22 protein-coding genes and 5 tRNA genes are annotated in these 24713 nt (G+C 71.4%); 10 read left to right on the forward strand and 17 right to left on the reverse strand.

The features are described from left to right. Nucleotides 1-7 precede the first annotated feature (7 nt). Nucleotides 8-487 (forward strand): DUF3515 domain-containing protein, encoded by a 480-nt coding sequence (locus tag ABEB09_RS08380; RefSeq protein ID WP_345693877.1) that lies wholly within the window; start codon nucleotides 8-10, stop codon nucleotides 485-487. Between the two features lie 38 nt (nucleotides 488-525). Here ABEB09_RS08380 and ABEB09_RS08385 read toward each other — a convergent pair whose 3' ends face one another. From ABEB09_RS08385 to ABEB09_RS08395, 3 genes are read right to left on the reverse strand one after another with little or no spacing between them, the layout of a single operon-like run. After that, on the reverse strand, nucleotides 526-1674 hold the full coding sequence (locus ABEB09_RS08385) for a D-alanine--D-alanine ligase family protein (RefSeq protein WP_345688655.1): 1149 nt from the start codon (nucleotides 1672-1674) through the stop codon (nucleotides 526-528). Nucleotides 1675-1708: 34 nt separating this feature from the next. Continuing rightward, on the reverse strand, nucleotides 1709-2719 hold the full coding sequence (locus ABEB09_RS08390) for an NAD(P)H-dependent glycerol-3-phosphate dehydrogenase (RefSeq protein WP_345688657.1): 1011 nt from the start codon (nucleotides 2717-2719) through the stop codon (nucleotides 1709-1711). Further along, nucleotides 2716-3468: a lysophospholipid acyltransferase family protein gene (locus ABEB09_RS08395; RefSeq protein WP_345688659.1), complete on the reverse strand. Its 753-nt coding sequence runs from the start codon at nucleotides 3466-3468 to the stop codon at nucleotides 2716-2718. The genes ABEB09_RS08390 and ABEB09_RS08395 overlap by 4 nt, the downstream gene beginning before the upstream one ends. Nucleotides 3469-3615: 147 nt before the next feature. On the opposite strand from ABEB09_RS08395, the gene cofC reads away from it, so the two are divergent. Together cofC and ABEB09_RS08405 are read left to right on the forward strand one after the other, a co-directional pair. Next, nucleotides 3616-4284: a 2-phospho-L-lactate guanylyltransferase gene (gene cofC, locus ABEB09_RS08400; RefSeq protein WP_345688661.1), complete on the forward strand. Its 669-nt coding sequence runs from the start codon at nucleotides 3616-3618 to the stop codon at nucleotides 4282-4284. A gap of 10 nt (nucleotides 4285-4294) precedes the next feature. Then, a complete protein-coding gene (locus ABEB09_RS08405; protein ID WP_345688663.1) occupies nucleotides 4295-4498 on the forward strand; it encodes a hypothetical protein in 204 nt (67 codons plus the stop codon). Nucleotides 4499-4646: 148 nt separating this feature from the next. Here ABEB09_RS08405 and ABEB09_RS08410 read toward each other — a convergent pair whose 3' ends face one another. The 4 genes from ABEB09_RS08410 to leuC all read right to left on the reverse strand — a co-directional run bounded on the left by ABEB09_RS08410 (nucleotide 4647) and on the right by leuC (nucleotide 8060). After that, a complete protein-coding gene (locus ABEB09_RS08410; RefSeq protein WP_345688665.1) occupies nucleotides 4647-5306 on the reverse strand; it encodes an HU family DNA-binding protein in 660 nt (219 codons plus the stop codon). Between the two features lie 143 nt (nucleotides 5307-5449). Then, nucleotides 5450-5677 (reverse strand): SCO5555 family protein, encoded by a 228-nt coding sequence (locus ABEB09_RS08415; RefSeq protein ID WP_149185221.1) that lies wholly within the window; start codon nucleotides 5675-5677, stop codon nucleotides 5450-5452. A gap of 352 nt (nucleotides 5678-6029) precedes the next feature. Continuing rightward, a complete protein-coding gene (leuD, locus tag ABEB09_RS08420) occupies nucleotides 6030-6623 on the reverse strand; it encodes a 3-isopropylmalate dehydratase small subunit (protein WP_345688671.1) in 594 nt (197 codons plus the stop codon). Nucleotides 6624-6629: 6 nt separating this feature from the next. After that, complete coding sequence (gene leuC, locus ABEB09_RS08425; RefSeq protein ID WP_345688673.1) at nucleotides 6630-8060, reverse strand: 3-isopropylmalate dehydratase large subunit; 1431 nt, start codon at nucleotides 8058-8060, stop codon at nucleotides 6630-6632. Between the two features lie 189 nt (nucleotides 8061-8249). Between leuC and ndgR the strand changes: the two genes are divergently transcribed. Further along, a complete protein-coding gene (ndgR, locus tag ABEB09_RS08430) occupies nucleotides 8250-8966 on the forward strand; it encodes an IclR family transcriptional regulator NdgR (RefSeq protein WP_345040825.1) in 717 nt (238 codons plus the stop codon). 264 nt (nucleotides 8967-9230) lie between these two features. Here the strand turns inward: ndgR and ABEB09_RS08435 are convergent, their stop codons facing one another. Then, nucleotides 9231-9728 carry a DUF4188 domain-containing protein gene (locus ABEB09_RS08435; RefSeq protein ID WP_345688676.1) on the reverse strand — a complete coding sequence of 166 codons (498 nt, stop codon included), beginning with the start codon at nucleotides 9726-9728 and terminating at the stop codon, nucleotides 9231-9233. Nucleotides 9729-9852: 124 nt separating this feature from the next. On the opposite strand from ABEB09_RS08435, the gene ABEB09_RS08440 reads away from it, so the two are divergent. Then, the gene (locus tag ABEB09_RS08440) at nucleotides 9853-10497 is read left to right on the forward strand and encodes a MerR family transcriptional regulator (protein ID WP_345688678.1); all 645 of its coding nucleotides are present in this window, start codon (nucleotides 9853-9855) and stop codon (nucleotides 10495-10497) included. Between the two features lie 74 nt (nucleotides 10498-10571). Here the strand turns inward: ABEB09_RS08440 and ABEB09_RS08445 are convergent. The 9 genes from ABEB09_RS08445 to ABEB09_RS08485 all read right to left on the reverse strand — a co-directional run bounded on the left by ABEB09_RS08445 (nucleotide 10572) and on the right by ABEB09_RS08485 (nucleotide 15003). Next, nucleotides 10572-10644: transfer RNA gene (locus ABEB09_RS08445), tRNA-Glu, on the reverse strand. Nucleotides 10645-10666: 22 nt separating this feature from the next. Continuing rightward, nucleotides 10667-10738 (reverse strand) — tRNA-Gln (locus tag ABEB09_RS08450). 18 nt (nucleotides 10739-10756) lie between these two features. Beyond that, nucleotides 10757-10832: transfer RNA gene (locus tag ABEB09_RS08455), tRNA-Glu, on the reverse strand. Between the two features lie 62 nt (nucleotides 10833-10894). Continuing rightward, nucleotides 10895-10967, reverse strand: a tRNA-Glu gene (locus ABEB09_RS08460). A 21-nt stretch (nucleotides 10968-10988) separates the two neighbouring features. Next, nucleotides 10989-11060 (reverse strand) — tRNA-Gln (locus ABEB09_RS08465). Between the two features lie 88 nt (nucleotides 11061-11148). Further along, nucleotides 11149-11868 (reverse strand): HAD family hydrolase, encoded by a 720-nt coding sequence (locus ABEB09_RS08470; RefSeq protein ID WP_345688680.1) that lies wholly within the window; start codon nucleotides 11866-11868, stop codon nucleotides 11149-11151. A gap of 591 nt (nucleotides 11869-12459) precedes the next feature. After that, nucleotides 12460-13938: a glutamate--tRNA ligase gene (gene gltX, locus ABEB09_RS08475; protein ID WP_345688682.1), complete on the reverse strand. Its 1479-nt coding sequence runs from the start codon at nucleotides 13936-13938 to the stop codon at nucleotides 12460-12462. Continuing rightward, entirely contained in the window at nucleotides 13931-14719 is a 789-nt protein-coding gene (locus ABEB09_RS08480; protein WP_345688684.1) for a fumarylacetoacetate hydrolase family protein, read from the reverse strand. The genes gltX and ABEB09_RS08480 overlap by 8 nt, the downstream gene beginning before the upstream one ends. Nucleotides 14720-14817: 98 nt before the next feature. Then, on the reverse strand, nucleotides 14818-15003 hold the full coding sequence (locus tag ABEB09_RS08485) for a hypothetical protein (protein ID WP_345688686.1): 186 nt from the start codon (nucleotides 15001-15003) through the stop codon (nucleotides 14818-14820). A gap of 575 nt (nucleotides 15004-15578) precedes the next feature. Here ABEB09_RS08485 and ABEB09_RS08490 point away from each other — a divergent pair. From ABEB09_RS08490 to ABEB09_RS08510, 5 genes are all read left to right on the forward strand, one after another. Further along, the gene (locus ABEB09_RS08490) at nucleotides 15579-19448 is read left to right on the forward strand and encodes a sensor histidine kinase (RefSeq protein ID WP_345688688.1); all 3870 of its coding nucleotides are present in this window, start codon (nucleotides 15579-15581) and stop codon (nucleotides 19446-19448) included. Nucleotides 19449-19453: 5 nt separating this feature from the next. Further along, a complete protein-coding gene (locus tag ABEB09_RS08495; RefSeq protein WP_019709877.1) occupies nucleotides 19454-19867 on the forward strand; it encodes a roadblock/LC7 domain-containing protein in 414 nt (137 codons plus the stop codon). Nucleotides 19868-20000: 133 nt separating this feature from the next. Next, nucleotides 20001-20411: a DUF742 domain-containing protein gene (locus tag ABEB09_RS08500; protein WP_345688690.1), complete on the forward strand. Its 411-nt coding sequence runs from the start codon at nucleotides 20001-20003 to the stop codon at nucleotides 20409-20411. Next, complete coding sequence (locus ABEB09_RS08505) at nucleotides 20392-20979, forward strand: GTP-binding protein (protein WP_345688692.1); 588 nt, start codon at nucleotides 20392-20394, stop codon at nucleotides 20977-20979. The genes ABEB09_RS08500 and ABEB09_RS08505 overlap by 20 nt, the downstream gene beginning before the upstream one ends. A 349-nt stretch (nucleotides 20980-21328) precedes the next feature. Then, nucleotides 21329-24703, forward strand: coding sequence for a sensor histidine kinase (locus ABEB09_RS08510; RefSeq protein WP_345688694.1), 3375 nt, complete (start codon nucleotides 21329-21331; stop codon nucleotides 24701-24703). The last annotated feature ends 10 nt before the right edge of the window (nucleotides 24704-24713 follow it).

Below are 24713 nucleotides of genomic sequence, written 5' to 3' on the forward strand. Positions count from 1 at the left end.
GCCGGTGATGAGTGCCCACCGGCTTTTCCGCCTGCCCGTCGCTGTCGTCGCCGTCGCCGCGCTGATGGCGGCCGCGGGCTGTTCCTCCACGGACGCGCGGGCGTCGGTCACGGTTCCCAGCCCGACGGCGGAGGAGGCCGCCCTCTGCCGGGCGCTGCACGAGGAGCTTCCGGAGACGGTCGCGGGCCTCGGCCGGAGCGGCACGGAGCCGCGTTCCGATCTGACCGCCGCGTGGGGGGACGGGGCGATCGTACTGCGCTGCGGTGTCCCGCGGCCCGCCAGGATGAGCGATCCGCAGGCGGAGGCCGTGGAGGCCGACGGTGTCGGCTGGCTGCTGGAGCGGCGCGCGGGCGACGGGCCCCGGTTCACCACCACGCTGCGGAAGGCGTACGTGGAGGTGTCGCTGGGCGAGCGGTTCGCGCATGACGCGACGCCGTTGGTGGCCTTCGCGGCGGCGGTCCGGGGCGCCGTCCCGCCGAGCCTCTGAGGGGGTGCCCCCGAAGGCCCGGCGGCGGGCGTCACGGGTCAGCGCAGTCCGGTCGGGCGGCGCAGGGCGGCCTGGATGAGGCGGTCGACCAGCTCCGGGTAGTCGACGCCGCTCGCCTCCCACATGCGCGGGTACATCGAGATCGGGGTGAAGCCCGGCATGGTGTTGATCTCGTTGATGACGAACTCGCCCTCGTCGGTGAGGAAGAAGTCCGCGCGGACCAGGCCCTCGCAGGACACCGCCTCGAACGCGGCGATCGCCAGGCGCTGCACCTCGGCGGTCTGCTCCGGGGTGATGGGGGCGGGCACGACGCCGCTGGCCGAGTCGATGTACTTGGCCTCGAAGTCGTAGAACTCGTGGTCGGTGACCGGGGGGATCCAGGCGGGGGCGCTGGCGTGCGGGCCGTCCTCGAACTCCAGGACGCCGCACTCGATCTCGCGGCCGGTGAGCAGCGCCTCGACGAGGATCTTCGGGTCGTGGCGGCGGGCCTCCTCGACGGCGGCGTCGAGGCCGGACTCGTCGTCGACCTTGGTGATGCCGATGGAGGAGCCGGCGCGGGCGGGCTTCACGAACAGCGGCCAGCCGTGCTCACCGGCGAAGTCGACGATCCTGCGGCGGGCGGCGGTCGGGTCCTGCTCCCACTCGCGCGGCCGGATCACCTCGTACGGGCCGACGGGCAGGCCGAAGGAGGTGAAGACGCGCTTCATGTACTCCTTGTCCTGGCCGACGGCGGAGGCGAGGACGCCCGCGCCGACGTACGGCACGCCGGCGAGGTCGAGGAGGCCCTGGAGGGTGCCGTCCTCGCCGTAGGGGCCGTGCAGCACGGGGAAGACGACGTCGACCTCGCCGAGGGCCTTGGGCACGGAGCTGGGCTCGGTGTAGACGATCTCGCGGCTGGTCGGGTCGGCGGAGAGCACGACGCTGCCCTCGCCGGGCTCGGCGAGGTCGTCGACGCTGGGCAGCTTCCGGTCTGCGATGGCCATCCGCTCCGGGGCGTCCGCGGTCAGCGCCCAGCGGCCGTCCACGGTGATGCCGATCGGGAGCACGTCGTAGCGGTCCCGGTCGATGGCGCGCAGGACGGCGCCGGCGGTGACGACGGAGATGGCGTGCTCGGAGCTGCGTCCGCCGAAGACGACGGCCACACGCGGCTTACGCCCGGTGCTGGTGGGGAGGTTCTCGCTGCTCATATCGCGATGAGGGTACCCGTTCGTACAGGCGGCGTCAGCGCCGCTCGGGCTTGGCGCTGCGCGACATCAGCTCCTTGAGCGCCACCAGCGGCGGCTTTGCCTCGTGGACGATGTCGACGACGGTTTCGGTGATGGGCATGTCGACGCCGTGCCGGCGGGCCAGGTCCAGCACCGACTGGCAGGACTTGACGCCCTCGGCGGTCTGCTTGGTGACGGCGATGGTCTCGGCGAGCGTCATGCCCTTGCCGAGGTTGAAGCCGAAGGTGTGGTTCCGGGACAGCGGCGAGGAGCAGGTGGCGACGAGGTCGCCGAGTCCCGCGAGGCCGGAGAAGGTGAGCGGGTCGGCGCCCATGGCGAGGCCGAGGCGGGTGGTCTCGGCGAGGCCGCGGGTGATGAGGGAGCCCTTGGCGTTGTCGCCGAGGCCCATGCCGTCGGCGATGCCCACGGCGAGGCCGATGACGTTCTTGACGGCTCCGCCCAGTTCGCAGCCGACGACGTCGGTGTTGGTGTAGGGGCGGAAGTACGGGGTGTGGCAGGCGGCCTGGAGGCGGCGGGCGACGTCCTCGTCGCGGCAGGCGACGACGGACGCGGCCGGCATGCGGGCCACGATCTCCTTGGCGAGGTTGGGTCCGGTGACCACGGCGACGCGGTCCGCGGAGACCTCGGCGACCTCCTGGACGACCTCGCTCATCCGCTTGCAGGTGCCGAGTTCGATGCCCTTCATGAGGGAGACGAGGACGGTGTCGGGGGCGAGCTTGGGCGCCCACTCGGCGAGGTTGCCGCGGAGGGTCTGGGAGGGGATGGCCAGCACGGTGAACGCGGCGCCGGCGGCGGCCTCCGCGGGGTCCGTGGTGGCGCGGAGGTTCGCGGGGAGTTCGACGCCCGGGAAGTAGTCCGGGTTGGTGCGGGTGGTGTTGATGGCGTCGGCGAGCTCGGCGCGGCGGCCCCAGAGGGTCACGTCGCAGCCCGCGTCGGCGAGGACCATGCCGAACGCCGTACCCCACGAGCCGGTTCCGAAGACGGCTGCCTTGACGGGGTGTGTCACTTGGCTTCCTCCCCTGCGGCCTTGCGGCGCTGCTCCAGCCGGGCCTTGCGGTGGTCGTACGGCTCGTCGGGGGCCTTCTCGCCGCGGATCTCCTCCAGGAGCGCGGTGATGGCCGCCATGATCGTTTCGGTGGCCTCGCGCAGCACCTCGGGGGTGGGCTCGAGGTCGTAGAAGCGCGACAGGTCGACGGGCGGGCCGGCCAGGACGGTCAGCGTCTTGCGGGGGAACAGGCGGACCTTGTTCTCCTTGGCGTACGGCGGCATCGCCAGGTTGGCGCCCCACTGGGCGACGGGGATGACCGGCACCTTGGTGAGCAGGGCGACGCGGGCGGCGCCGGTCTTGCCGGCCATGGGCCACATCGCGGGGTCGCGGGTGAGGGTGCCCTCGGGGTAGAACGCCACGCACTCGCCGCGCTCGATGGCGGCGACGGCGGCCCGGAAGGCGTCCAGCGCGTTGGTGGTCTCGCGGTAGACGGGGATCTGGCCGGTGCCGCGCAGCATCGTGCCGACGAAGGAGCCCTTGAAGAGGGCGGCCTTGGCCAGGAAGCGCGGTACGCGCCCGGTGTTGTACTGGAAGTGCGCGTACGACAGCGGGTCGAGGTACGAGTTGTGGTTGACGGCGGTGATGAATCCCCCGTCGGCCGGAATGTGCTCCATTCCCCGCCAGTCCCGCTTGAACAGAACCACCAGCGGTGGTTTTGCGATGACCGCCGCAAGGCGGTACCAGAAGCCGATTCTGCGGCGGGACACGCGGGCACCTTCCTGTGGGACTGCTGTGGATCTCTGTTGCCGGGGGTCAAGTGTCGCCCCATGCCCCTGGTCTGTCGAGAACACCGTACGCCCCGGCTTCCCGGCCGGCTCCCCGGGCCGTGTCGTGGCGGCGCCACAATGGGGCGGATGGACACGGACGAAGAGCCCGGGCCCTGGTCACTGGTCGTCCCGCTGAAGCCCCTTGCCCTGGCGAAGAGCAGGCTGGCGGGGGTGTTCGGCGCGACGGAGCGGCGGCGGCTGGCGCTGGCGTTCGCGCAGGACACGGTGGTGGCGGCGCTGGCCTGCCGGGAGGTGCGGGATGTGGTGGTCGTCACGGACGACCGGGTGGCGGCCCCGGCGCTGGCCGCCCTGGGGGCGCGGATCGTGCCGGACCGCCCGGCGGCGGGGCTCAACGCCGCCCTGGCGTACGGGGCCGAGGTGGTGCGGGCGGGGCGTTCCCGGGCGCCGGTGGCGACGCTGAACGCGGATCTTCCGGCGCTGCGCCCGGCGGAGCTGGCGCGGGTGCTGGAGGCCGCGGGGGGATTTCCGCGGGCTTTTCTCGCGGATGCCGCCGATATCGGTACGACTTTGCTGGCGGCCGCCCCGGGAATTGAATTGCGCCCGGCTTTCGGGGGTGCGTCGCGGCTGCGGCATTTGTCGTCGGGCGCGGTGGAAATCCGGCTGCCGGGCGTGGCTTCCGTACGGCGGGACGTGGACACCGGTGAGGATCTGCGGGCGGCGCTGGAACTGGGCGTGGGGCCGCGTACGGCGGAGCGGTGCCGGGCGGGGCGGCCGACCGGGCGGGTGGCCGGATAGGCTGCGGTGCATGCAGGCGACCGCGTACACGTACGACCCCGAGACCCGCAGCGGGAGTGTGCTGCTCGACGACGGCACCCCGGTGGAGTTCAGCACCGCGGCCTTCGACGCGGGCGGGCTGCGGCTGCTGCGGCCGGGGCAGCGGGTGCGGATCGAGACCGAGGGCAACGGCGAGTCGCTGCGGATCACGCTGGTGACGCTGCAGACGTTCTGACCCACGGCGGAACACGCCGGGAGGCCGCGGAGCGTGCCGGCGCACGTGGGCCGTTCTGACGAAACGCCGCCGTCCCGACACACCGCGGGCCGGACTCCCCGGAGGGAGTCCGGCCCCGCGTGTGAGTGGCTCTGTGGGGTCGCGCCGCTTACTTCTTGCGGGCGGTGGTGGCCTTCTTGGCCGTGGTGGTCTTGCGCGCGGTGGTCTTCTTGGCGGGCGCCTTCTTGGCCGTGGCCTTCTTCGCGGGCGCGGTCTTCGCGGCCGTGGTCTTCTTGGCCGCGGCGGTGGTCTTCTTCGCCGGTGCCGCCTTCTTGGCCGCGGCGGTGGTCTTCTTGGCGGCGGCGGTGGTCTTCTTCGCCGGTGCCGCCTTCTTGGCGGCGGCGGCCTTCTTCGCCGGGGTGACCTTCTTGGCGGCCGCCTTCTTGGTCACGGCCTTCTTGGCGGCGGCCTTCTTCGCGGCGGTGGCCGTCGGGCCGGTGAGGCTGCCCTTCGGGGCCTTCTTGACGGCGACCTCGCCGCCCCTGGGCAGCTTCTTCGAGCCGCTCACCAGGTCCTTGAAGCCCTGACCCGCGCGGAAACGCGGAACGGAGGTCTTCTTGACCCGCACCCGCTCGCCGGTCTGGGGGTTGCGGGCGTACCGGGCCGGACGCTCGACCTTCTCGAACGAGCCGAAACCGGTGACGGAGACCCGGTCGCCGCCGACGACGGCACGGACGATCGCGTCGAGCACGGCGTCGACGGCGTCCGCGGCCTGCTGCCGACCGCCCATCTTGTCGGCAATCGCTTCTACGAGCTGCGCCTTGTTCACGTCTTCCCCTTCGGAGACATTGCCGGAACGAAAGTGTTCAAGCTTTTTCGCACGTTAGGCAGATATATACCGCAAATCAAACACGAAACGGGCTAATCACCCTTGTGCCGCAACGCAGTAGGTCGGTCGCGACGTGTCGGGTGTCAGTCCCCTTCAGGGAATCGGCCCTCGTCGAGGTCCTTCATCAACCGGTCCAGACGCCTTGCCGCGTCCGCGAGATCGTGCTTCGCCGCGGCCGTGATGACCAACAGCTTCCGGGACAGCGCCATCCTTACGCCCTCCGGGACTTGCAGTGCGCGCACTCGGGAGTGCGCTTCTTTCAGCCGGGCTGCGACGGCCTCGTAGAGCTCGAGTTGGCTGTCGCGTTCCATGCACCGATTGTGCCATCTGGGGCGAGTTGTCGCCTGCGTAGGGGGTAACTGCCGCGCCCCGGCGGCCTTTCGGCTCCCGGCGGGGACCTGCCCCTCCGGTACCGGGCGCGTGCCCAACTACCTGGGCTTCAAACCGGATTGAGACCCTTCGGGGGTCTCTCGGGCGTCTGTGCGCAGGGGTTTTCGAGAGGGCTGGACCCGAGCCCGGTATGTCAGCCGGATGGCCCCGCGCAGGGCCGTACAGGGCGGCCGTACCGTCGGTTTCGCGCCAGCGGAAACGCCCCGGTGCCCCCGGCCGTGGATCGGCCGGGGGCACCGGGGCGTCGTACGGAGGGGCGGGCTCCCCCGGTCGTCAGACCTGGAGGGTGCGCGGCTTGTACGAGGGGCGCTTGGCCTCGTACGCGGCGATGTCCGCCTCGTTCTGCAGCGTGATGCTGATGTCGTCCAGGCCGTTGAGCAGCCGCCAGCGGGCGTTCTCGTCGAGCTCGAAGGCGGCGGTGATGCCCTCGGCGCGGACCTGGCGGGCGACCAGGTCGACGGTGATCTCGGCCTGCGGGTCGGCCTCGGTCAGCTCCCACAGCGCGTCCACGGTCTTCTGCTCCAGAACCACGGTGAGCAGGCCGTTCTTGAGCGAGTTGCCGCGGAAGATGTCCGCGAAGCGGGAGGAGATGACGGTCTTGAAGCCGTAGTTCTGCAGCGCCCACACGGCGTGCTCGCGCGAGGAGCCGGTGCCGAAGTCGGGGCCGGCGACCAGGACGGTGGCGCCCTGCCGCTCGGGGCGGTTGAGCACGAACTCGGGATCCTTGCGCCAGGCCTCGAACAGCCCGTCCTCGAAGCCGTCGCGGGTGACCTTCTTGAGCCAGTGCGCGGGGATGATCTGGTCGGTGTCGACGTTGCTGCGGCGCAGCGGAACGGCCCGGCCGGTGTGCGTGGTGAAAGCTTCCATGGTTCCTCAGACCCCCGCGGGAGTGGTGACGACGGCGTCGGACAGGTCGGCCGGCGAGGCCAGGTGGCCCAGGACCGCGGTGGCGGCCGCGACCTGCGGGGAGACCAGGTGGGTGCGGCCGCCCTTGCCCTGCCTGCCCTCGAAGTTGCGGTTGGAGGTGGACGCGGAGCGCTCACCGGGGGCGAGTTGGTCGGGGTTCATGCCCAGGCACATGGAGCACCCGGCGTGCCGCCATTCGGCGCCGGCCTCCTTGAAGACCTTGTCCAGGCCCTCGTGGACGGCCTGGAGCCCCACCCGCACGGAGCCGGGGACGACCAGCATCCGTACGCCGTCGGCGATTTTGCGGCCCTCCAGGACCGCGGCGGCGGCGCGCAGGTCCTCGATGCGGCCGTTGGTGCAGGAGCCCACGAAGACCGTGTCGACCTTGATGTCGCGCAGGGGCTGCCCGGCGGTCAGGCCCATGTACTCCAGGGCCTTCTCGGCCGCCAGCCGCTCCGAAGCGTCTTCGTACGAAGCCGGGTCGGGGACGGACGCCGAAAGCGGGGCGCCCTGGCCCGGGTTGGTGCCCCAGGTGACGAACGGCGACAGCTCGGAGGCCTCGATGACCACCTCGGCGTCGAAGACGGCGTCGTCGTCGGTGCGCAGGGTCTTCCAGTACGCGACGGCGGCGTCCCAGTCCTCGCCCTCGGGCGCGTGGGCGCGGCCCTTGAGGTAGGCGAAGGTGGTCTCGTCGGGGGCGATCATGCCCGCGCGGGCGCCGGCCTCGATCGACATGTTGCAGATGGTCATGCGGGCCTCCATCGAGAGCTTCTCGATGGCGGAGCCCCGGTACTCCAGGACGTAGCCCTGGCCGCCGCCGGTGCCGATCCTGGCGATGATCGCCAGGATCAGGTCCTTGGCGGTGACGCCGTCGGGCAGCTCGCCGTTGACCGTGATGGCCATGGTCCTGGGCCGCGCCATGGGCAGCGTCTGGGTCGCCAGCACGTGCTCGACCTGGGAGGTGCCGATGCCGAAGGCCAGCGCGCCGAACGCGCCGTGCGTGGAGGTGTGCGAGTCGCCGCAGACCACGGTGGTGCCGGGCTGCGTCAGGCCCAGCTGCGGTCCCACCACGTGGACGACGCCCTGCTCCACGTCGCCCAGCGGGTGCAGGCGGACGCCGAACTCGGCGCAGTTCTTGCGGAGGGTCTCCAGCTGGGCGCGGGAGACGGGGTCGGCGATGGGCTTGTCGATGTCGAGGGTGGGGGTGTTGTGGTCCTCGGTGGCGATGGTGAGGTCGAGGCGCCGCACCTGCCGACCGCTCTTGCGCAGGCCGTCGAAGGCCTGGGGGCTGGTCACCTCGTGCAGCAGGTGCAGATCGATGAAGAGGAGGTCGGGCTCGCCCTCGGCGCGCCGGACGACGTGGTCGTCCCAGACCTTCTCCGCGAGTGTCCTACCCATCGCTTTCCCTCCGGCCGGCGTGGTGTGCCGGCGCATCTAGAGACATCTGCGCGGCGCCCGGAGCGCACGCGATATCCACGTGCCGGACGCCGACCGCGGACCCGCTGATCCCGGGCCGCCCCTCCAGGTTGGCAAGATCCCGGGAAAATTGAACTTGCGTTTCACAGAGTGAGACGTGAGTATCGTTGCATGGACAACTCTAGCGGCGTCGGCGTTCTCGACAAGGCAGCTCTGGTTCTGAGCGCTCTGGAGTCCGGTCCGGCCACCCTCGCCGGGCTGGTCGCGGCGACAGGGCTCGCACGACCCACGGCACATCGGCTCGCCGTGGCACTGGAACACCACCGGATGGTGGCGAGGGACATGCAGGGCCGGTTCATCCTGGGCCCGCGGCTGGCCGAGCTGGCCGCCGCGGCCGGCGAGGACCGGCTGCTGGCGACGGCCGGGCCGGTGCTCACGCACCTGCGCGACGTGACGGGCGAGAGCGCGCAGCTCTACCGGCGCCAGGGCGACATGCGTATCTGTGTGGCGGCGGCCGAGCGGCTGTCCGGACTGCGGGACACCGTGCCGGTCGGCTCGACGCTCACCATGAAGGCCGGTTCGTCGGCCCAGATCCTGATGGCCTGGGAGGAGCCGGAGCGGCTGCACCGCGGCCTGCAGGGCGCGCGCTTCACGGCGACGGCCCTGTCGGGCGTACGGCGCCGTGGCTGGGCCCAGTCGATCGGTGAGCGCGAGCCGGGCGTGGCGTCCGTCTCCGCGCCCGTACGGGGCCCGTCCAACCGTGTGGTGGCCGCCGTGTCGGTCTCGGGCCCGATCGAGCGCCTGACGCGCCACCCGGGCCGTATGCACGCCCAGGCGGTCATCGACGCGGCCGCGCGCCTGACGGAGGCGCTGCGCCGGGCGGGCTGAGCCGCCGGAACACCTCGCCGTCCATAACCGAAGATCCCACCGCCGGCCCGGCCGGCCCCTCCAACGCCGCAGGGGCCGGCCGGCGGCGTTTCCGCACCCACTCGTGCGCCGGATCCCAGGGCGGCGCCCCAGGGCCACCCGTCTCAGGCGGCGGAGCCCGGGCCGCCAGATCGTGTCCAGCGGATCTTTCCCCTACCCTGCCCCTTCGCGAATCGGGGGCTCCGCCCCCGAACCCCCGCTTCTCAAGCGCCGGAGGGGCTGATCTCAGGCCGTGGACGAGCGGTGGGCGAAACGGTCGGCGGCGCGGCGGCCGCGCTTCTCCAGCGGGAGTGCACCGGTCGCCTTGGCGAGCCCGTACGGGGGCATGTCGGCGTAGATGGACTCGTACGAGCCCTCGGGCGCGATGTACGTCTCATGCCAGAGGCCCACGTGTTGGCGGGACTTCTTCTCCCAGCGGTTGATCATCGCCCAGGCACTGCGGTGCGACATGTCGGGCGCGGTCGCGTAGGCGTAGAGCTTCTCCCTGGACTCCCAGTACTGCACGACGTAGTACGTGCGCGGGGAGCCGGAGAGCAGTGTGTGGCCCAGCAGGCCGCGGCTCCTGTCCCGGCTCAGCTCGCGGAGCATCCGGGGCATCGCCAGGAGCACGGGCAGCCAGTGGTGGACGCCCCAGAAGTGGTTGATGCGCATGCCGATGAGCAGGACCACCACCTCGCCCTCGGCCGCCGCGGTCGTCCGGCCCGGTATCGGTTTCGCGAACACGTCGTGCACCCTCCCTCGCCGTGCGCCCTCCCCCGACCGACCCGGCGATGTTGGAGAGCGCGGCTATCCAATGCTGGGATGGTGGCACCATCCAAGGGGGACCACAAGGGAGGAACAGCGCCAGATGCGGCTCTCGGAGCTGAGCGAGCGGAGCGGGGTATCCCTCGCGACGATCAAGTACTACCTGCGCGAGGGCCTGCTCCCGCCGGGCCGGCGGATCACGGCCACGCAGGCCGAGTACGACGAGAGCCATCTGCGGCGGCTGCGCCTGGTGCGGGCGATGATCCACGTGGGCCGCGTGCCCGTGGCGACCGTCCGCGAGGTGCTGCGGCACGTCGACGACGACTCCCTGGGGCTCACCATGCGGCTCGGCGCGGCCACCTGGGCGCTCCCCCAGCCTCCGGAGCCGGATGCGGACGACCCGGCGGTGGCGCGGGCCCGGGAGGAGGTGGACCGGCTGCTGGAGGAGCTGGGCTGGGAGACGGCCCGCGAGATCGGCGACCTGTCCCCCGTGTACCGCTCCCTGATGGCCTCGCTTGCGACGCTGTACCGGCTCGGCTTCTCGCTGTCGGCGGCCGAACTCGCGCCGTACGCACGGCGGATGGAGCAGCTCGCGGTGCTGGACATGGACCGGCTCGACGCCATGGGGACCGGGACGGAGCAGGTGGAGGCGGCCGTGGCGGCGGCGGTTCTGTACGACCCGATGCTGCTGAGCCTGCGGCGCCTGGCGCAGGAGGTGGAGTCCGCGCGGCGGTACGGCATCGTGTGAGGCGCCCGCCCGGCCCTCGGGCCGGCGGGCATACGCCGAAGGGGCCTCCCTGCTGGGAGACCCCTTCGGACTCGTACCCCCGACCGGATTCGAACCGGCGCTACCGCCTTGAGAGGGCGGCGTGCTAGGCCGCTACACAACGGGGGCGTGGATCACTTGCGCAATCCCGCTGGCCTACCTGGACTCGAACCAAGACTAACTGAACCAGAATCAGTCGTGCTGCCAATTACACCATAGGCCACTGGTGGTTTAGACCAGTTGGTACCCCCGACCGGATTCGAACCGGCGCTACCGCCTTGAGAGGGCGGCGTGCTAGGCCGCTACACAACGGGGGCCCTAGCGATCCTGCATCGAGTTCGTCGAGGAGCTACCTCGACGATCCCGCGGGAAGGATCTGTACCCCCGACCGGATTCGAACCGGCGCTACTGCCTTGAGAGGGCAGCGTGCTAGGCCGCTACACAACGGGGGCTTTGCAGATGAGCTCTGCGAGCTGGCCTACCTGGACTCGAACCAAGACTAACTGAACCAGAATCAGTCGTGCTGCCAATTACACCATAGGCCACCGGGACGCAACCCCCGAGGGGATCTTGTTCGGCTTGCGCTTCGGGTTTCCGGCCTTTCGGCCCGCTCCCCTCGGCGCAGGAAGAACATTACCCGAAGGTGTCCGGCGCTCCAAAACGGGTATCGGCGCGCAGCACTGCGGGGAGCTGGTCGAGGGTGGTGATCCTCAGGAGATCGGGCCGGCCGCCGAGTCCGGCACGATCCAGCCAGACGCCCCTGAGGCCCGCCTCGGTGGCGCCGCGGGCGTCGATGTCGGGCTGGTCACCGACGTACGCGATCTCGTGCGGCGGCAGGCCGAGCGCCTCGCACGCGGCGTGGAAGGCGGCCGGGTCGGGCTTGGACACGCCCAGCTCGGCGGCGCAGACCACGGCTTCGAACCGGTCGCGCACGCCGAGGACGCGGAGCTTGCGGTCCTGGTTGTGGAGCGAGGAGTTCGACAGCACGCCGTGCCGGTAGTCGGCGGCCAGCAGGTCCAGCACGGGCAGCGTGTCGGGGAACAGCGCCCAGGCGGCCTCGTAGTGGGCCAGGTACCGCTCGAACCAGGCGTCCGCCTCGGCGTCGTCCAGCGCGGTGCCCAGGAAGGTGCGCACCCGGTCCCTGCGCTGCTCCTCCCAGGTCGTCTCCCCGGCGGAGAACCGCGCCCAGTGCTGCACGGTGGCCTCCTGCCACCGCGCGAGCGCGTGCTCGACGCTGCTGAACGCCTCGCCCAGCCCCTCGTCCCGAAGATGCCGCCGCATCCCGGCACGATCGGCCTGCGCGTAGTCGAAGATCGTGTCGTCGATGTCCCAGAGCACTGCACGGATGCGCATGTGCCGACGGTACCGCCGACGCGCGTCCCGGCCGGGGGTTCGGGCGTTATCCCCCGAAAACGCAGTGTCGATGGCCCAGAGCACTGCACGGATGCGCATGTGCCGACGGTACCGCCGACGCGCGTCCCGGCTGGGGGTTCGGGGGTCATCCCCCGAAAAACGCAGTGTCGATGTCCCAGAGCACTGCACGGATGCGCATGTGCCGACGGTACCGCCGACGCGCGTCCCGGCCGGGGGTTCGGGCGTTATCCCCCGAAAAACGCAGTGTCGATGTCCCAGAGCACTGCACGGATGCGCATGTGCCGACGGTACCGCCGACGCGCGTCCCGGCTGAGGGTTCGGGCGTTATCCCCCGAAAAACGCAGTGTCGATGTCCCAGAGGACTGCACGGATGCACATGTGCCGACGGTACCGCCGACGCGCGTCCCGGCTGAGGGTTCGGGGGCCATCCCCCGAAAACGCAGGCGCACGCGACCGCGCGGCCGGGGGGGGGAGCCACGGTCGCCCCGGGGCCACGGCGGTGGATGACGACGCCCCCGGGGGCGGCCGCCTCGGTGGGCGGCGCCCTCGGGGGCGTACGGCAGGTGGTGCTTACGCGGTCAGCTTGGTGAGCGCCGCGTCGATGCGGGCCAGCGTCCGCTCCTTGCCGAGGATCTCCAGCGACTCGAACAGCGGCAGGCCGACCGTGCGGCCGGTGACGGCGACGCGGACCGGGGCCTGGGCCTTGCCCAGCTTGAGGCCGTGCTCCTCGCCGGCGGCCAGGACGGCCTCCTTCAGGGGCTCGGGGCCGCTCGTCCAGTCCGCGGCCTCCAGCTTGGCGCGGGCCGTGGTGAGCAGGGCCACGGGGTCGCCCTTCATCGCCTTCTGCCAGGACGCCTCGTCCTCGACCGGCTCCTGGAGGAAGAGGAAGTCGACGTTCTGCGTGATCTCCGACAGGACCGTCAGGCGGGTCTGGGCGTGCGGGGCGATCCGCTCCCAGGCCGCACGGTCGAAGTCCTCCGGCGCCCAGGGCGCGTGCGGGGCCTGGAGCCAGGGCTCGCAGGCCGCGACGAACGCCTTCTCGTCCAGCATCCGGATGTGATCGGCGTTGATCGACTCGGCCTTCTTGAGGTCGAAGCGCGCCGGGTTGGCGTTCACGTCGGCGATGTCGAACTTCTCGACCATCTGCGGGATCGTGAAGACGTCCTGGTCGGCGGAGAACGACCAGCCGAGGAGCGAGAGGTAGTTGAGGAGGCCCTCGGGGAGGAAGCCGCGCTCGCGGTAGAGGTTCAGCGAGGACTGCGGGTCGCGCTTGGAGAGCTTCTTGTTGCCCTCGCCCATCACGTACGGCAGGTGGCCGAACTCGGGGATCGCCTTGGCGATGCCCAGCTCCATGAGCGCCTTGTAGAGGGCGATCTGGCGCGGGGTGGAGGACAGCAGGTCCTCGCCGCGCAGGACGTGCGTGATCTCCATCAGCGCGTCGTCAACCGGGTTGACCAGCGTGTACAGCGGGGCGCCGTTGGCGCGGACGATGCCGTAGTCCGGGACGTTGTCCGGGGTGAAGGTCAGCTCGCCGCGGACCAGGTCGCGGAAGGTGATCGGCTGGTCCGGCATGCGGAAGCGGACGATGGCGCTGCGGCCCTCCGCCTCGTACGCGGCGATCTGCTCGGCGGTCAGCTCGCGGCAGTGGCCGTCGTAGCCGGAGGGCTTGCCGGCGGCGCGGGCGGCCTCGCGGCGCAGGTCCAGCTCCTCGGCGGTGCAGTAGCAGTGGTAGGCGTAGCCGCCCTCGAGGAGCTTGTCGGCGACGTCCTTGTAGATGTCCATGCGCTGCGACTGGCGGTACGGCGTGTGGGGGCCGCCGACCTCGGGGCCCTCGTCCCAGTCGAGGCCGAGCCAGCGCAGGGAGTCCAGGAGCTGCAGGTAGCTCTCCTCCGAGTCGCGGGCCGCGTCGGTGTCCTCGATGCGGAAGACCATGGTGCCGCCGTGGTGGCGGGCGAACGCCCAGTTGAACAGGGCGGTACGGACCAGGCCCACGTGCGGGTTGCCCGTCGGGGACGGGCAGAAGCGGACGCGGACGGGGGTGTTAGCCACGCTTGATCACCTTGTTGGTGAGAGTGCCGATGCCTTCGATGGTGACGGCGACCTCGTCGCCGACGGTGAGGGGGCCGACCCCGGCGGGGGTGCCGGTGAGGATGACGTCGCCCGGGAGCAGGGTCATGGCCTCGGTGATGTGGACGACCAGGTCCTCGATGGAGCGGATCATGTCGCTCGTACGACCCAGCTGGCGCTGTTCGCCGTTGACCGTGCACTGGATGGTGAGGTCGGCGGGGTCGAGGTCGGTCTCCACCCAGGGGCCCAGGGGGCAGGAGGTGTCGAAGCCCTTGGCGCGCGCCCACTGCTTCTCGCGCTGCTGCACGTCGCGGGCGGTGGCGTCGTTGGCGCAGGTGTAGCCGAAGATGACGTCCTTGACGCGCTCGCGCGGGACCTCGCGGCACATGCGGCCGATGACGACGGCCAGCTCGGCCTCGTGGTGCAGCTCGTTCGAGAAGGCCGGGTACTCGATGGCGTCGCCGGAGCCGATCACCGAGGTGGTGGGCTTGAAGAAGGCGACGGGCACGTCGGGGACCTCGTTGCCGAGCTCCGCCGCGTGCTCCGCGTAGTTGCGGCCGATGGCCACGACCTTGTTGGGGAGCACCGGCGGCAGGAGCCGGACCTTGCTCAGGGGGACCTTGGTTCCGCTGAGTTCGAAGTCGCCGTACGGAATACCCTTGATGATGTCGAGGACGAGGTCACCCTCTGCGCCTGGGGCGCTTTCACCCTCGACCGCGCCGAAGGCGACATTGCCGTCGATGGAGAACCTGGCGATGCGCACGGAAGCGTGTGCCCCTCACTGAACTGGCTGGAGTCTGACGCTCCAGGCTAACGCGGGAGGGGCGGGCCACCCGTCGTATTACTGCGCGTCACCGCGCTCTACTGGGCGGCGGCCGCGACCGGGGCGTCCATCAGGACGGTGCGGCGCGGGTTGGCCGTGGAGGCCGGGAGGTCCACCGAGTGCTCCGGCAGCACGCCCCGGCCGAGCTCTGCGGCGTCCTCCAGGTGGGCGAGCGTGGTGCGGCGCGGGTTGGCGATGGTGCGGATCGTCATCGTCGTCTTCATCGGTGGTGTCAGACCTCGGGGTCGGGGCGCTGGGCGCCGGTTGACGGAAGGACCGTCCCTGTAAAGCGTCAGGCTAAACACGGGTTCCCCGCCATTACCGTGAACAGACCCCGTTCGGCATGTGAGTTTCCTCACCAGTTGACGATCAATTCCGGCATATCGGACCACTTTGGGGTGGCCGCAAACCTGGACATTGGGTGCTTGAACCCGTCATTCCGCTGCTGATCATGTCGACTGGGACACCGTCCACGCGTAAGCGACTCGTCCGGGAAAGTCCCGTTCTTCCCTGATCGGCTTCTACGCCTCGTGACGCGCCCCTCACACCCTGTGACGCCGTTCACGGGGCCGGCCGCCGCCCTTGTTGGAGATCCGGCACTGTGCTGGAATTCCACGCACCGCCGCGGTTGGAGACCGGCGTGCTGGGGCGCAAGGCAGCGCCGAGCGGCGGCGGGGAAGGGGGAATCTCAGCGCCGGTCACTCACCGACCACCGAGGGGCGCACTCGCGCTCCCACGACGCCGACACCGTCCTGTCCGTTCGCGCGGCGGGACGCCTGGTCCAGAGGTTGCGACGCTAGTGCAGGGACGTTTCAAGAGGGATGGCAGCGCTGCGGCGGAACAGGAGCCGCGCGGCGGGACCGACCGCGGCTCCTCGCCCCAGCACACCCAGGGCCCGGGACCGGCCGGCGACGGCGGCGACCGTGCCGCCCGCGCGGCGGGTACGGGCCCCGGCTCCGAGCCCGCCGGTGCGGCGCAGGCCGGGAAGCCGGGCAAGTCGGCGGGTTCCGGCAAGAAGGGCAAGGCACCCAAGGCCAAGGCGCCCGGTGACACCGGGTCCCGAATAGCCCTGCGCAACTGGCGCATCAGCACCCGACTGGTCTCCCTGCTCGCCCTCCCCGTGGTCGCCGCGACCTCGCTGGGCGGACTCCGTATCCAGGAGTCGATGGAGAACATGGAGCAGCTGGACCACATGCAGCTGCTCACCAAGCTCACCCGGGAAGCGCACCTGCTCGCCCAGGCGCTCCAGGAGGAGCGCGACCTGACGGCCGGCCCCCTGGCCAACGGCTACGCGCTGACCGACTTCAAGGTCACCGAGCCGCGCGGCAAGACCGACGCGGCGCAGCAGGCGTTCCTCAACGCGACCGACGAGATCGGCGACACGCAGGACGACGAGGCGCTGGCGAGTATCCGCGCCAACGTCACGCAGATCGCCAACCAGGTCGTGACGATCGGCTCGATCCGCAAGGAGGCCTACGAGAAGGGCCACATCACCTCGCAGACGGTCGGCAAGTACAACCGTCTGATCGAGTCGCTGCTGACCCTCTCGCAGGACATGGCGCAGGCGACCAGCAACCCGGACATGATCAAGCGCACGCGTGCGCTCGCCGCGTTCTCCTCCGCCAAGGAGTACGCCTCGATCCAGCGTGCCGTCATCGCCGCCGCCCTGCCCAAGTCCACCGGCGACGGCAAGGCCAAGCCGAACCTCAACGAGAACGACCGGCAGTACGCCGAGGACGCCCGGGTCAACGAGAACGCCTCCATCAAGTCGTTCCGCTCCATCTACGAGTCGGCCGGCGGCGACGCCACGGAGCTGCTCGCCCCGCTGAACTCCGGCAACCCGTCGATCCAGGCCGCCGACCAGTACGCCGGGCGCGTGCTCGGCGGGTCCGACGTGGGCCTGAACGCCCGTACGTTCCTGGACTGGACCGACGAGGCCGACACCAAGCTCCGCGCCATGGAGACCATCGAGGCCACGCTGCTGGGCGAGATGGAGTCCAAGGCGCGTGACCTGCGCCAGGAGGCGCAGCGCGATGCCATCATCAACGGTGCGCTGATCCTGCTCGTCCTCGGTGTGTCGCTCGTCGGCGCCTTCGTGGTGGCGCGCTCCATGATCCAGTCGCTGCGGCGGCTCCAGGACACGGCGACCAAGGTCGCCCAGGAGCGCCTGCCCGAGCTGGTCAAGCAGCTCTCCGAGAGCGACCCGCAGGACGTCGACACGTCCGTGGAGTCCGTCGGTGTCCACTCGCGCGACGAGATCGGCAAGGTGGCCGCGGCCTTCGACGACGTGCACCGCGAGGCGGTCCGCCTCGCCGCCGAGCAGGCCCTCCTGCGGGGCAACGTCAACGCGATGTTCACCAACCTCTCGCGCCGCTCGCAGGGTCTGATCCAGCGTCAGCTGTCGCTCATCTCCGAGCTGGAGTCCCGCGAGGCCGACCCGGACCAGCTGTCCTCGCTGTTCAAGCTGGACCACCTGGCCACGCGTATGCGCCGTAACGGTGAGAACCTCCTCGTCCTCGCGGGTGAGGAGCCCGGCCGCCGGTGGACCCGGCCCGTCCCCCTCGTCGACGTGCTCCGTGCCGCCGCCTCCGAGGTGGAGCAGTACGAGCGCATCGAACTCGCCGCCGTCCCGGCCACCGAGGTCGCCGGCCGCGTCGTCAACGACCTCGTGCACCTCCTCGCCGAGCTGCTGGAGAACGCCACCTCGTTCTCCTCGCCGCAGACGAAGGTGCGCGTCACGGGTCACGCGCTGCCCGACGGCCGCGTGCTCGTCGAGATCCACGACACCGGTATCGGCCTCTCCCCCGAGGACCTGGCCGCGATCAACGAGCGGCTCGCCTCGCCGCCCACCGTGGACGTCTCCGTCTCCCGCCGCATGGGTCTGTTCGTGGTCGGCCGCCTGTCCCTGCGACACGGCATCCGGATCCAGCTGCGCCCCTCCGACTCGGGCGGTACGACCGCGCTGGTCATGCTCCCCGTCGACGTGGCCCAGGGCGGCAAGAAGCCCGCTCCGGGCAAGCCCGGCCAGGGCGGCCCCGGCGGCCCCGGCGGCCAGGGCGCGATGCCGCAGGGCGGTGCCCCGGGTGGCCGGCTGACCAGCGGCCCCGGTGCGCTGTCCGGGGGCGGCCGCCCGGGTCTGCCCGGTGGACAGGGCGCTGCCCCGCAGAACCGGCTCGGCGCGGGCCCCGGTGGCCAGCGCGGCCAGGTCGGCGCGGGCTCCGGTCCCCGTGCCGCGCTGCCCGGCCGCGACGACCTGGGCGGACGCCCGGGCGGTGCCCCGCAGGGCGGCGGCCTGCTCGGCGGTGCCCCGCAGGGCGGTCAGCCGGGCCGGCAGGGCCAGGCGCAGGACCCGCAGCGTCAGGGCGCCGGTTTCGCGGGCGCCTTCGGCGACGGCGGCGGCCAGCGCGGTGCCGGTCAGGGCGGTGCCGGTCAGGGCGCCGGTCAGAGCGCTCCCTCGGCGCCGGGCGGCATCCCGACCCGCTCCGACGTGTGGCAGAACTCCGGTGGCAACCAGGGCGGCCAGGCCGCTCAGGGCCACCAGAACCACCAGGGCGACCAGGGCCGGCAGCAGCTGCCGCCGACCGGTGGTCCGCGTGCCGAACTCCCCGGCGCCGGCGGCGCCCCGCAGCGCGACGCGCGCCCGCAGGCCCCGGCTCCCGGCTGGGCCGGCGACCAGGGCTACGCGGCGGGCGGCCCGGCCTCGCGCAGCCCGCTGGACGCGCCCCGCGGCCACGAGGAACCGGCCGACTCCACCGGCCGGTTCGCGCGCCCGTCGGCGGACCGGCAGGGCCCCGGCTCCACGGCCGAGTTCCCGCGCCCCGACTTCAACGGCCCGCGCCCGGACCTGAACGGTTCGGCGCAGAGCGGCCACGGCGGCCCTGCCGCCCAGGACCCGGCGGCCACCGCCGCGATCCCGCGCCCCGACTTCGGCGCACCGCGCCAGCCGGCCGCGAGCCTGCCGCCGCAGCCCCAGCCCCAGCCCCAGCCCCAGCCGCAGCCGGAGGCGCTGCCGCCGGCCGGTGCCGGTTCCGGTGACGGACGTACGCCGCTGTACGACACGCTGGAGACCAACTGGTTCCACGGCGGCCAGGGCGGGAACGGCCCGGCCGACGGCCAGGCGGGCCACCCCGGCGCGCAGGCACCGCAGGCACCGCAGCGCGGTGACAACCGGTATCCGATGCACGACCAGACGGTGCCGACCCCGGTCGTTCCGCAGCAGCCCGCGCCGGCCCGCCCGGCCCCCGCGCTGCCACCGCGCTCCGGCCAGGGTCAGGGCCAGGGCCCGGGCCGGGCTCCCGGCCAGGCCGGTCCCGGTCAGGGCCAGGGTCAGGGTCAGGGTCAGCGCGCCGACGCCTCGTCCACGACCGGCTCGTGGCGCACCTCCCCCAACGACGAGCTGGTGCGCCAGGCCGAGCGGGTGCGCAAGCCCGCCGCGGGCGGCGTCACCACCTCCGGCCTGCCCCGCCGCGTGCCGCGCGCCAACCTGGTGCCCGGTACCGCGCAGGAGCAGCAGCACCAGTCGGGTCCGCAGGTGTCGCGGGCGCCCGACGACGTGCGTGGTCGTCTGACGAACCTGCGCAGGGGTATCCAGCAGGGACGTCAGGCCGGGTCCGGTAACACCGGCAGCTTCAATATCGGCCCCACTCACCAGCAGGAGCGTGAGTTTTGAGCGCGATGAGCCAGGCGGCGCAGAATCTGAACTGGTTGATCACCAATTTCGTGGACAACACCCCCGGGGTGTCGCACACGGTGGTGGTCTCCGCCGACGGACTCCTGCTGGCGATGTCCGAAGGTTTCCCGCGCGACCGTGCCGACCAGCTGGCGGCGGTCGCCTCCGGGCTCACCTCGCTGACCGCGGGTGCCTCCCGGATCTTCGAGGGGGGCGCGGTCAACCAGACCGTCGTGGAGATGGAGCGCGGCTTCCTCTTCATCATGTCCGTCTCGGACGGCTCGTCGCTGGCCGTGCTCGCCCACCCCGAGTGCGACATCGGCCTCGTCGGCTACGAGATGGCGCTGCTGGTGGACCGCGCCGGCACCGTCCTCACCCCGGATCTCCGCGCCGAGCTCCAGGGCTCCCTGCTCAACTGAGCCGAGGCGGGTACGCCCCTCCGTACCCGCCCGCCGCTCTTTGTTCGTCTACACCGTCGGCCGCCCCATCCGGCCCCCCACCGGCCCAGTCAGACGGCAAGCAGACCAACCTGCTGTCACGACCGGAGGATTCATGACCCCGCCCCCCGCCTCTCACGATCCCTACGGCGCGTCGCTCGACGACGCGTCGTACGGACATGAAGGCGATCAGCCGCTGGTTCGCCCCTATGCGATGACCGGTGGCCGGACGCGACCCCGGTACCAGCTCGCCATCGAGGCGCTGGTGTCGACCACGGCCGACCCGGCGCACCTCGCCGGGCTGCTCCCCGAGCACCAGCGGATCTGCCACCTCTGCCGTGAGGTGAAGTCCGTGGCCGAGGTGTCGGCGCTGCTGTCGATGCCGCTCGGAGTGGCCCGGATCCTCGTCGCCGACCTGGCGGAGGCGGGCATGGTGGCGATCCACCAGCCCGGCAATGGAGAGGCCGGCGGTACGCCGGATGTGACGCTGCTCGAAAGGGTGCTCAGTGGACTTCGCAAGCTCTAGCGGCGGTGCGGCTCCCGGCCGCTCGACCACCAGCGCGAAGATCGTGGTGGCGGGCGGCTTCGGCGTGGGCAAGACCACGTTCGTCGGCGCCGTCTCGGAGATCAACCCGCTGCGTACCGAGGCCGTGATGACGTCCGCGTCCGCGGGCATCGACGACCTCACGCACACCGGTGGGAAGACGACGACGACCGTCGCCATGGACTTCGGCCGGATCACCCTGGACCAGGACCTGATCCTGTACCTGTTCGGTACGCCGGGTCAGGACCGGTTCTGGTTCATGTGGGACGACCTCGTACGCGGCGCCATCGGCGCGGTCGTGCTCGTCGACACCCGTCGGCTCGCGGACTGCTTCCCGGCCGTGGACTACTTCGAGAACAGCGGCCTGCCCTTCGTCATCGCCCTCAACGGCTTCGACGGCCACCAGCCGTACACCCCGGACGAGGTGCGCGAGGCGCTGCAGATCGGACCCGACGCCCCGATCATCACCACCGACGCCCGCCACCGCGCGGACGCCAAGAGCGCGCTCATCACGCTCGTCGAGCACGCGCTGATGGCCCGGCTGAAGTAGATCCCAAGTCGGAGAAGGTATACGGCAGTTGTCGTAGGCATTCAGTGAGCGGGCTGTGTCCTTAGACACGGCCCGCCCGCGCGTTCATAACGTTTCGACAGAGAATTGCACCGCGTCGGACACGAGCCGCATCCGCGTGGTGCCACTGCGCTCACATGAGCCCCGCTTTTTGGCGGGGCTCGCTCTTTATGCCCGTTTTATTCGTCGCCCCGACGACGGGTAATCGCTCGATCGGGCTGTTTGGATGACGGCAGCTTTACGTGCTGCAATGCACGAACTCCTGAGTAGTACGGCTCTGAGCAGAAGAACGGCACAACGTAGGTGCCGACGCCGAGAGGTTGTTGGTCGAGTGAGGCGAAGCACGAAGAGCGCCGCGGAGCAGCAGGCGCGGGGCAACTTCACCCCGCCGCCGCGCACAGTGGCGCCGCCTGCGGACACGCCCGTGACACCCCCGGTGGGTTCCGCCGGCAAGGACGGCGGGAGCTCCAGCCGCCTGTCCCCGCGCAACTGGCACGTGGCCACCAGGCTGAACGCCATCCTTCTCGTACCGGTGCTGGTCGGCCTGGTCATGGGTGGCTTCCAGGTGACGGCTTCGGTCGACACCTGGCAGGAGGCCCGGGACGCGGAGAAGACTGCGCAGATCGTCCAGGCGGCCTCGCAGTACGGCCAGGCGCTGCTCGACGAGCGTGACCTCACGGCCGAGCCGCTGCTCACCGCCAAGACCCCGTCCGACCGCGAGACGAGCGCCGTCACCGAGGCGTACGCCAAGACGGACGCCGCGAAGCAGAAGTTCGACGCCGCGGTCCAGGGCATGCCCTCGGGGCAGGGCCTGGAGCGCCGTCTGCAGCTGTTCCGCGCGGAGGAGCCGAAGCTCCAGGAGCTGCGCCAGGCCGCGTACACGAAGGTCCTCGACCCGGTGAAGACCGAAGAGGGCTACGTCAAGGTCCAGCACTCGCTGATGGAGTTCTCCAACGAACTCGGCCTCGGCACCGGCAACGTCACCAGCTTCGGCCGTACCGTCTACGCCATCCAGCTGGCCAAGGCCGCCGAGTCGCTGCAGCGTTCGATCGGCATGCACCTGCTGGTGCGGCCGAGCAAGAGCGACGAGGTCTTCCGCGAGCAGACGAAGGCGTTCAACTCGTACAAGTACCTGGAGCAGATCGCTCTCCTGGAGTTCATCTCGGGCGGTACCGAGGAGGACGAGGCCCGGCTGCGCGAGGTCATGACCCGCAAGGCCGAGGAGGGCGCCAAGCAGTTCCAGGCCGCGGGCATCCAGCCGCCCATCGCCGAGACCGGCGACAACGGCGCCAAGTCCGTCTTCGAGGGCATGGCCCAGAAGATCGGCGGCGCCGAGGACGCCGACGCCATCAAGGAGCTGAAGCAGACCCGCGACGGCGGCGTCACGCCCGAGACGTGGATGGCGGTCGCCACCGGCAAGTTCGACGCCTACACCGAGGTCGAGAACGAGCTGCTGACCAAGGCCGTGGCCGAGGCCGCCCGGGTCGCCGAGGACGCCCGCAACGACGCGTTCCTCAACGGTGGCATCGTCGTGGTCGCGCTGCTCGCGGCGTTCATCATGGCCGGCCTCATGGCCCGCCAGATGAGCCGCTCGATGCGCAAGCTGCGCCACGCCGCCCTCGGTGTCGCCGAGCAGCGCCTGCCGATGCTGGTCGACCAGCTGTCGCGCACCGAGCCCGGCAAGGTCGACACCCGCGTCGAGCCCATCCCGATCGACACGCACGACGAGATCGGCGAGGTCGCCCGCGCCTTCGACCAGGTGCACCGCGAGGCCGTCCGGCTCGCCTCCGAGCAGGCCCTGCTGCGGGGCAACGTCAACGCGATCTTCACCAACCTGTCGCGCCGCAACCAGTCGCTGATCGAGGGCCAGCTGACCCTGATCACGGACCTGGAGAACAACGAGGCCGACCCGGACCAGCTGGAGAACCTCTTCAAGCTGGACCACCTCGCCACCCGTATGCGCCGCAACGGCGAGAACCTCCTGGTCCTCGCCGGCGAGGAGCCGGGCCGCCGCTGGGACCAGCCGGTCCCGCTGGTCGACGTCATGCGAGCCGCCTCCTCCGAGGTGGAGCAGTACGAGCGCATCGAGCTGGCGGGCGTGCCGGAGGCCGAGATCCACGGCCAGGCCGTGACCGACCTCGTGCACCTGCTCGCCGAGCTGCTGGAGAACGCCACGACGTTCTCGTCGCCCCAGACCAAGGTGCGCGTCACCGCGACCCGGCTGCCCGACGGCCGCGTGATGATCGAGATCCACGACAAGGGCATCGGCCTCACGGCCGAGGACTTCGCGGACATCAACCACAAGCTGGCCAACCCGCCGACGGTCGACGCCGCGGTCTCCCAGCGCATGGGCCTGTTCGTGGTCGGCCGGCTCGCCGACCGGCACGGCATCCGCGTCCAGCTGCGCCCGTCGGGCGAGCAGGCCGGTACGACGTCGCTGATCATGCTGCCGGACGCCATCACCCACGGTGGCGGTGGCGAGCCGCTCCACGAGGACTTCACGGTCTCCCAGATCATCCCGGAGCAGCAGTCCTACGAGGCCGCCCCGATGCGGACGGCCGCGGAGCTGGGCTTCGACGACTCGCGGTACGAGCAGCAGGAGCCCGCCTCCCTCGACCCGGTCGGCCGGTCCCTGATGCGTGAGGAGCGCCGTGCGGCGCTGGGCGCGCAGCTGCAGGGCGGCCAGGGCGAGGACGACCGCCCGCTGTTCCGCGACGAGCGGGAGCAGCAGGACGCGTACGGCCGGCAGGAGCAGGATCCGTCCTACGACGGCGCCGGCGCCTCGTACGGCCGTCAGGAGCCGCAGCAGGCGGCGTACGGGCAGGGCGGCGGCTACGACCAGCAGGTGTCCGGCTACGACGGCTACGCGCCGGACGGCGGCTACCAGCAGGAGAACGGCTACCGCGACGGCGGCTACTCCGGCGGTGACGAGTACCGCGACGGCGGCTACGCGGGCGGCGACTATGCCACCGGCGAGTACCCGGCCGAGCAGACGTATGCGGAGGCCGGCTTCCAGGGCGGCGAGCCCCAGCAGCCGCGCTACGACGAGCAGTTCACCCCCCAGGCCCACCAGGACGACTGGCCGGCGCAGGCCTCCTTCACGGGCGGCTACGACGGCGGCTACGGCTCCGAACCGGAATCTGCGCAGGGCGCTCCCGCGAGCGACCGGGACCGCGTAGGCTTCGACCGTCCGGGTTCCGCTCCGGACGACGGGCACCAGCTGACCGACGCGGGTCTGCCGCGCCGCGGCAGCCAGCGTCCGGGCGGCGGCACGGACCAGAACCGGCACGAAGGCCGGGGCCAGCAGGACCGGACGGCCCAGCAGGCCCCGCCGGTCCGGCAGGCTCCGCAGGCCTCCCAGGCCCCGCAGGCTCAGCAGAGCGAGGCGGGCGGCACCGACGAGTGGCGTTCGGCGAACGACGAGCGCTGGCAGCGGGCCGGGAAGCTCAAGGAGCCGAAGGCCGGCGGTGTGACGGCGTCGGGACTCCCCCGGCGGGTTCCCAAGGCGAACCTCATCGAGGGGACCGCGGAGCAGACCCCGCAGGGCGGCCCACAGGTTTCCCGCGCCCCCGAGGACGTACGCGGCAGGTTGAGCAACCTGCGGCGTGGTGTCCAGAAGGGACGCAACGCGGGGACGGACATGAACGGATCGGCCACTTACGATCGACACAGTGGCCCGGGTAGTACCTACAACCAGGAGCGTTAGTGTGAGCCCG

The organism is Streptomyces coeruleoprunus (genome assembly GCF_039542925.1).
Lineage (GTDB): Bacteria > Actinomycetota > Actinomycetes > Streptomycetales > Streptomycetaceae > Streptomyces > Streptomyces coeruleoprunus.

Coding starts and splice junctions, on each gene's coding strand:
- ABEB09_RS08380 (WP_345693877.1), top strand. CDS start 8: ATGAGTGCCCACCGGCTTTTCCGCCTGCCCGTCGCTGTCGTCGCCGTC.
- ABEB09_RS08385 (WP_345688655.1), bottom strand. CDS start 1,674: ATGAGCAGCGAGAACCTCCCCACCAGCACCGGGCGTAAGCCGCGTGTG.
- cofC (WP_345688661.1), top strand. CDS start 3,616: ATGGACACGGACGAAGAGCCCGGGCCCTGGTCACTGGTCGTCCCGCTG.
- ABEB09_RS08405 (WP_345688663.1), top strand. CDS start 4,295: ATGCAGGCGACCGCGTACACGTACGACCCCGAGACCCGCAGCGGGAGT.
- ABEB09_RS08415 (WP_149185221.1), bottom strand. CDS start 5,677: ATGGAACGCGACAGCCAACTCGAGCTCTACGAGGCCGTCGCAGCCCGG.
- leuD (WP_345688671.1), bottom strand. CDS start 6,623: ATGGAAGCTTTCACCACGCACACCGGCCGGGCCGTTCCGCTGCGCCGC.
- leuC (WP_345688673.1), bottom strand. CDS start 8,060: ATGGGTAGGACACTCGCGGAGAAGGTCTGGGACGACCACGTCGTCCGG.
- ndgR (WP_345040825.1), top strand. CDS start 8,250: ATGGACAACTCTAGCGGCGTCGGCGTTCTCGACAAGGCAGCTCTGGTT.
- ABEB09_RS08440 (WP_345688678.1), top strand. CDS start 9,853: ATGCGGCTCTCGGAGCTGAGCGAGCGGAGCGGGGTATCCCTCGCGACG.
- ABEB09_RS08470 (WP_345688680.1), bottom strand. CDS start 11,868: ATGCGCATCCGTGCAGTGCTCTGGGACATCGACGACACGATCTTCGAC.
- ABEB09_RS08485 (WP_345688686.1), bottom strand. CDS start 15,003: ATGAAGACGACGATGACGATCCGCACCATCGCCAACCCGCGCCGCACC.
- ABEB09_RS08495 (WP_019709877.1), top strand. CDS start 19,454: ATGAGCCAGGCGGCGCAGAATCTGAACTGGTTGATCACCAATTTCGTG.
- ABEB09_RS08500 (WP_345688690.1), top strand. CDS start 20,001: ATGACCCCGCCCCCCGCCTCTCACGATCCCTACGGCGCGTCGCTCGAC.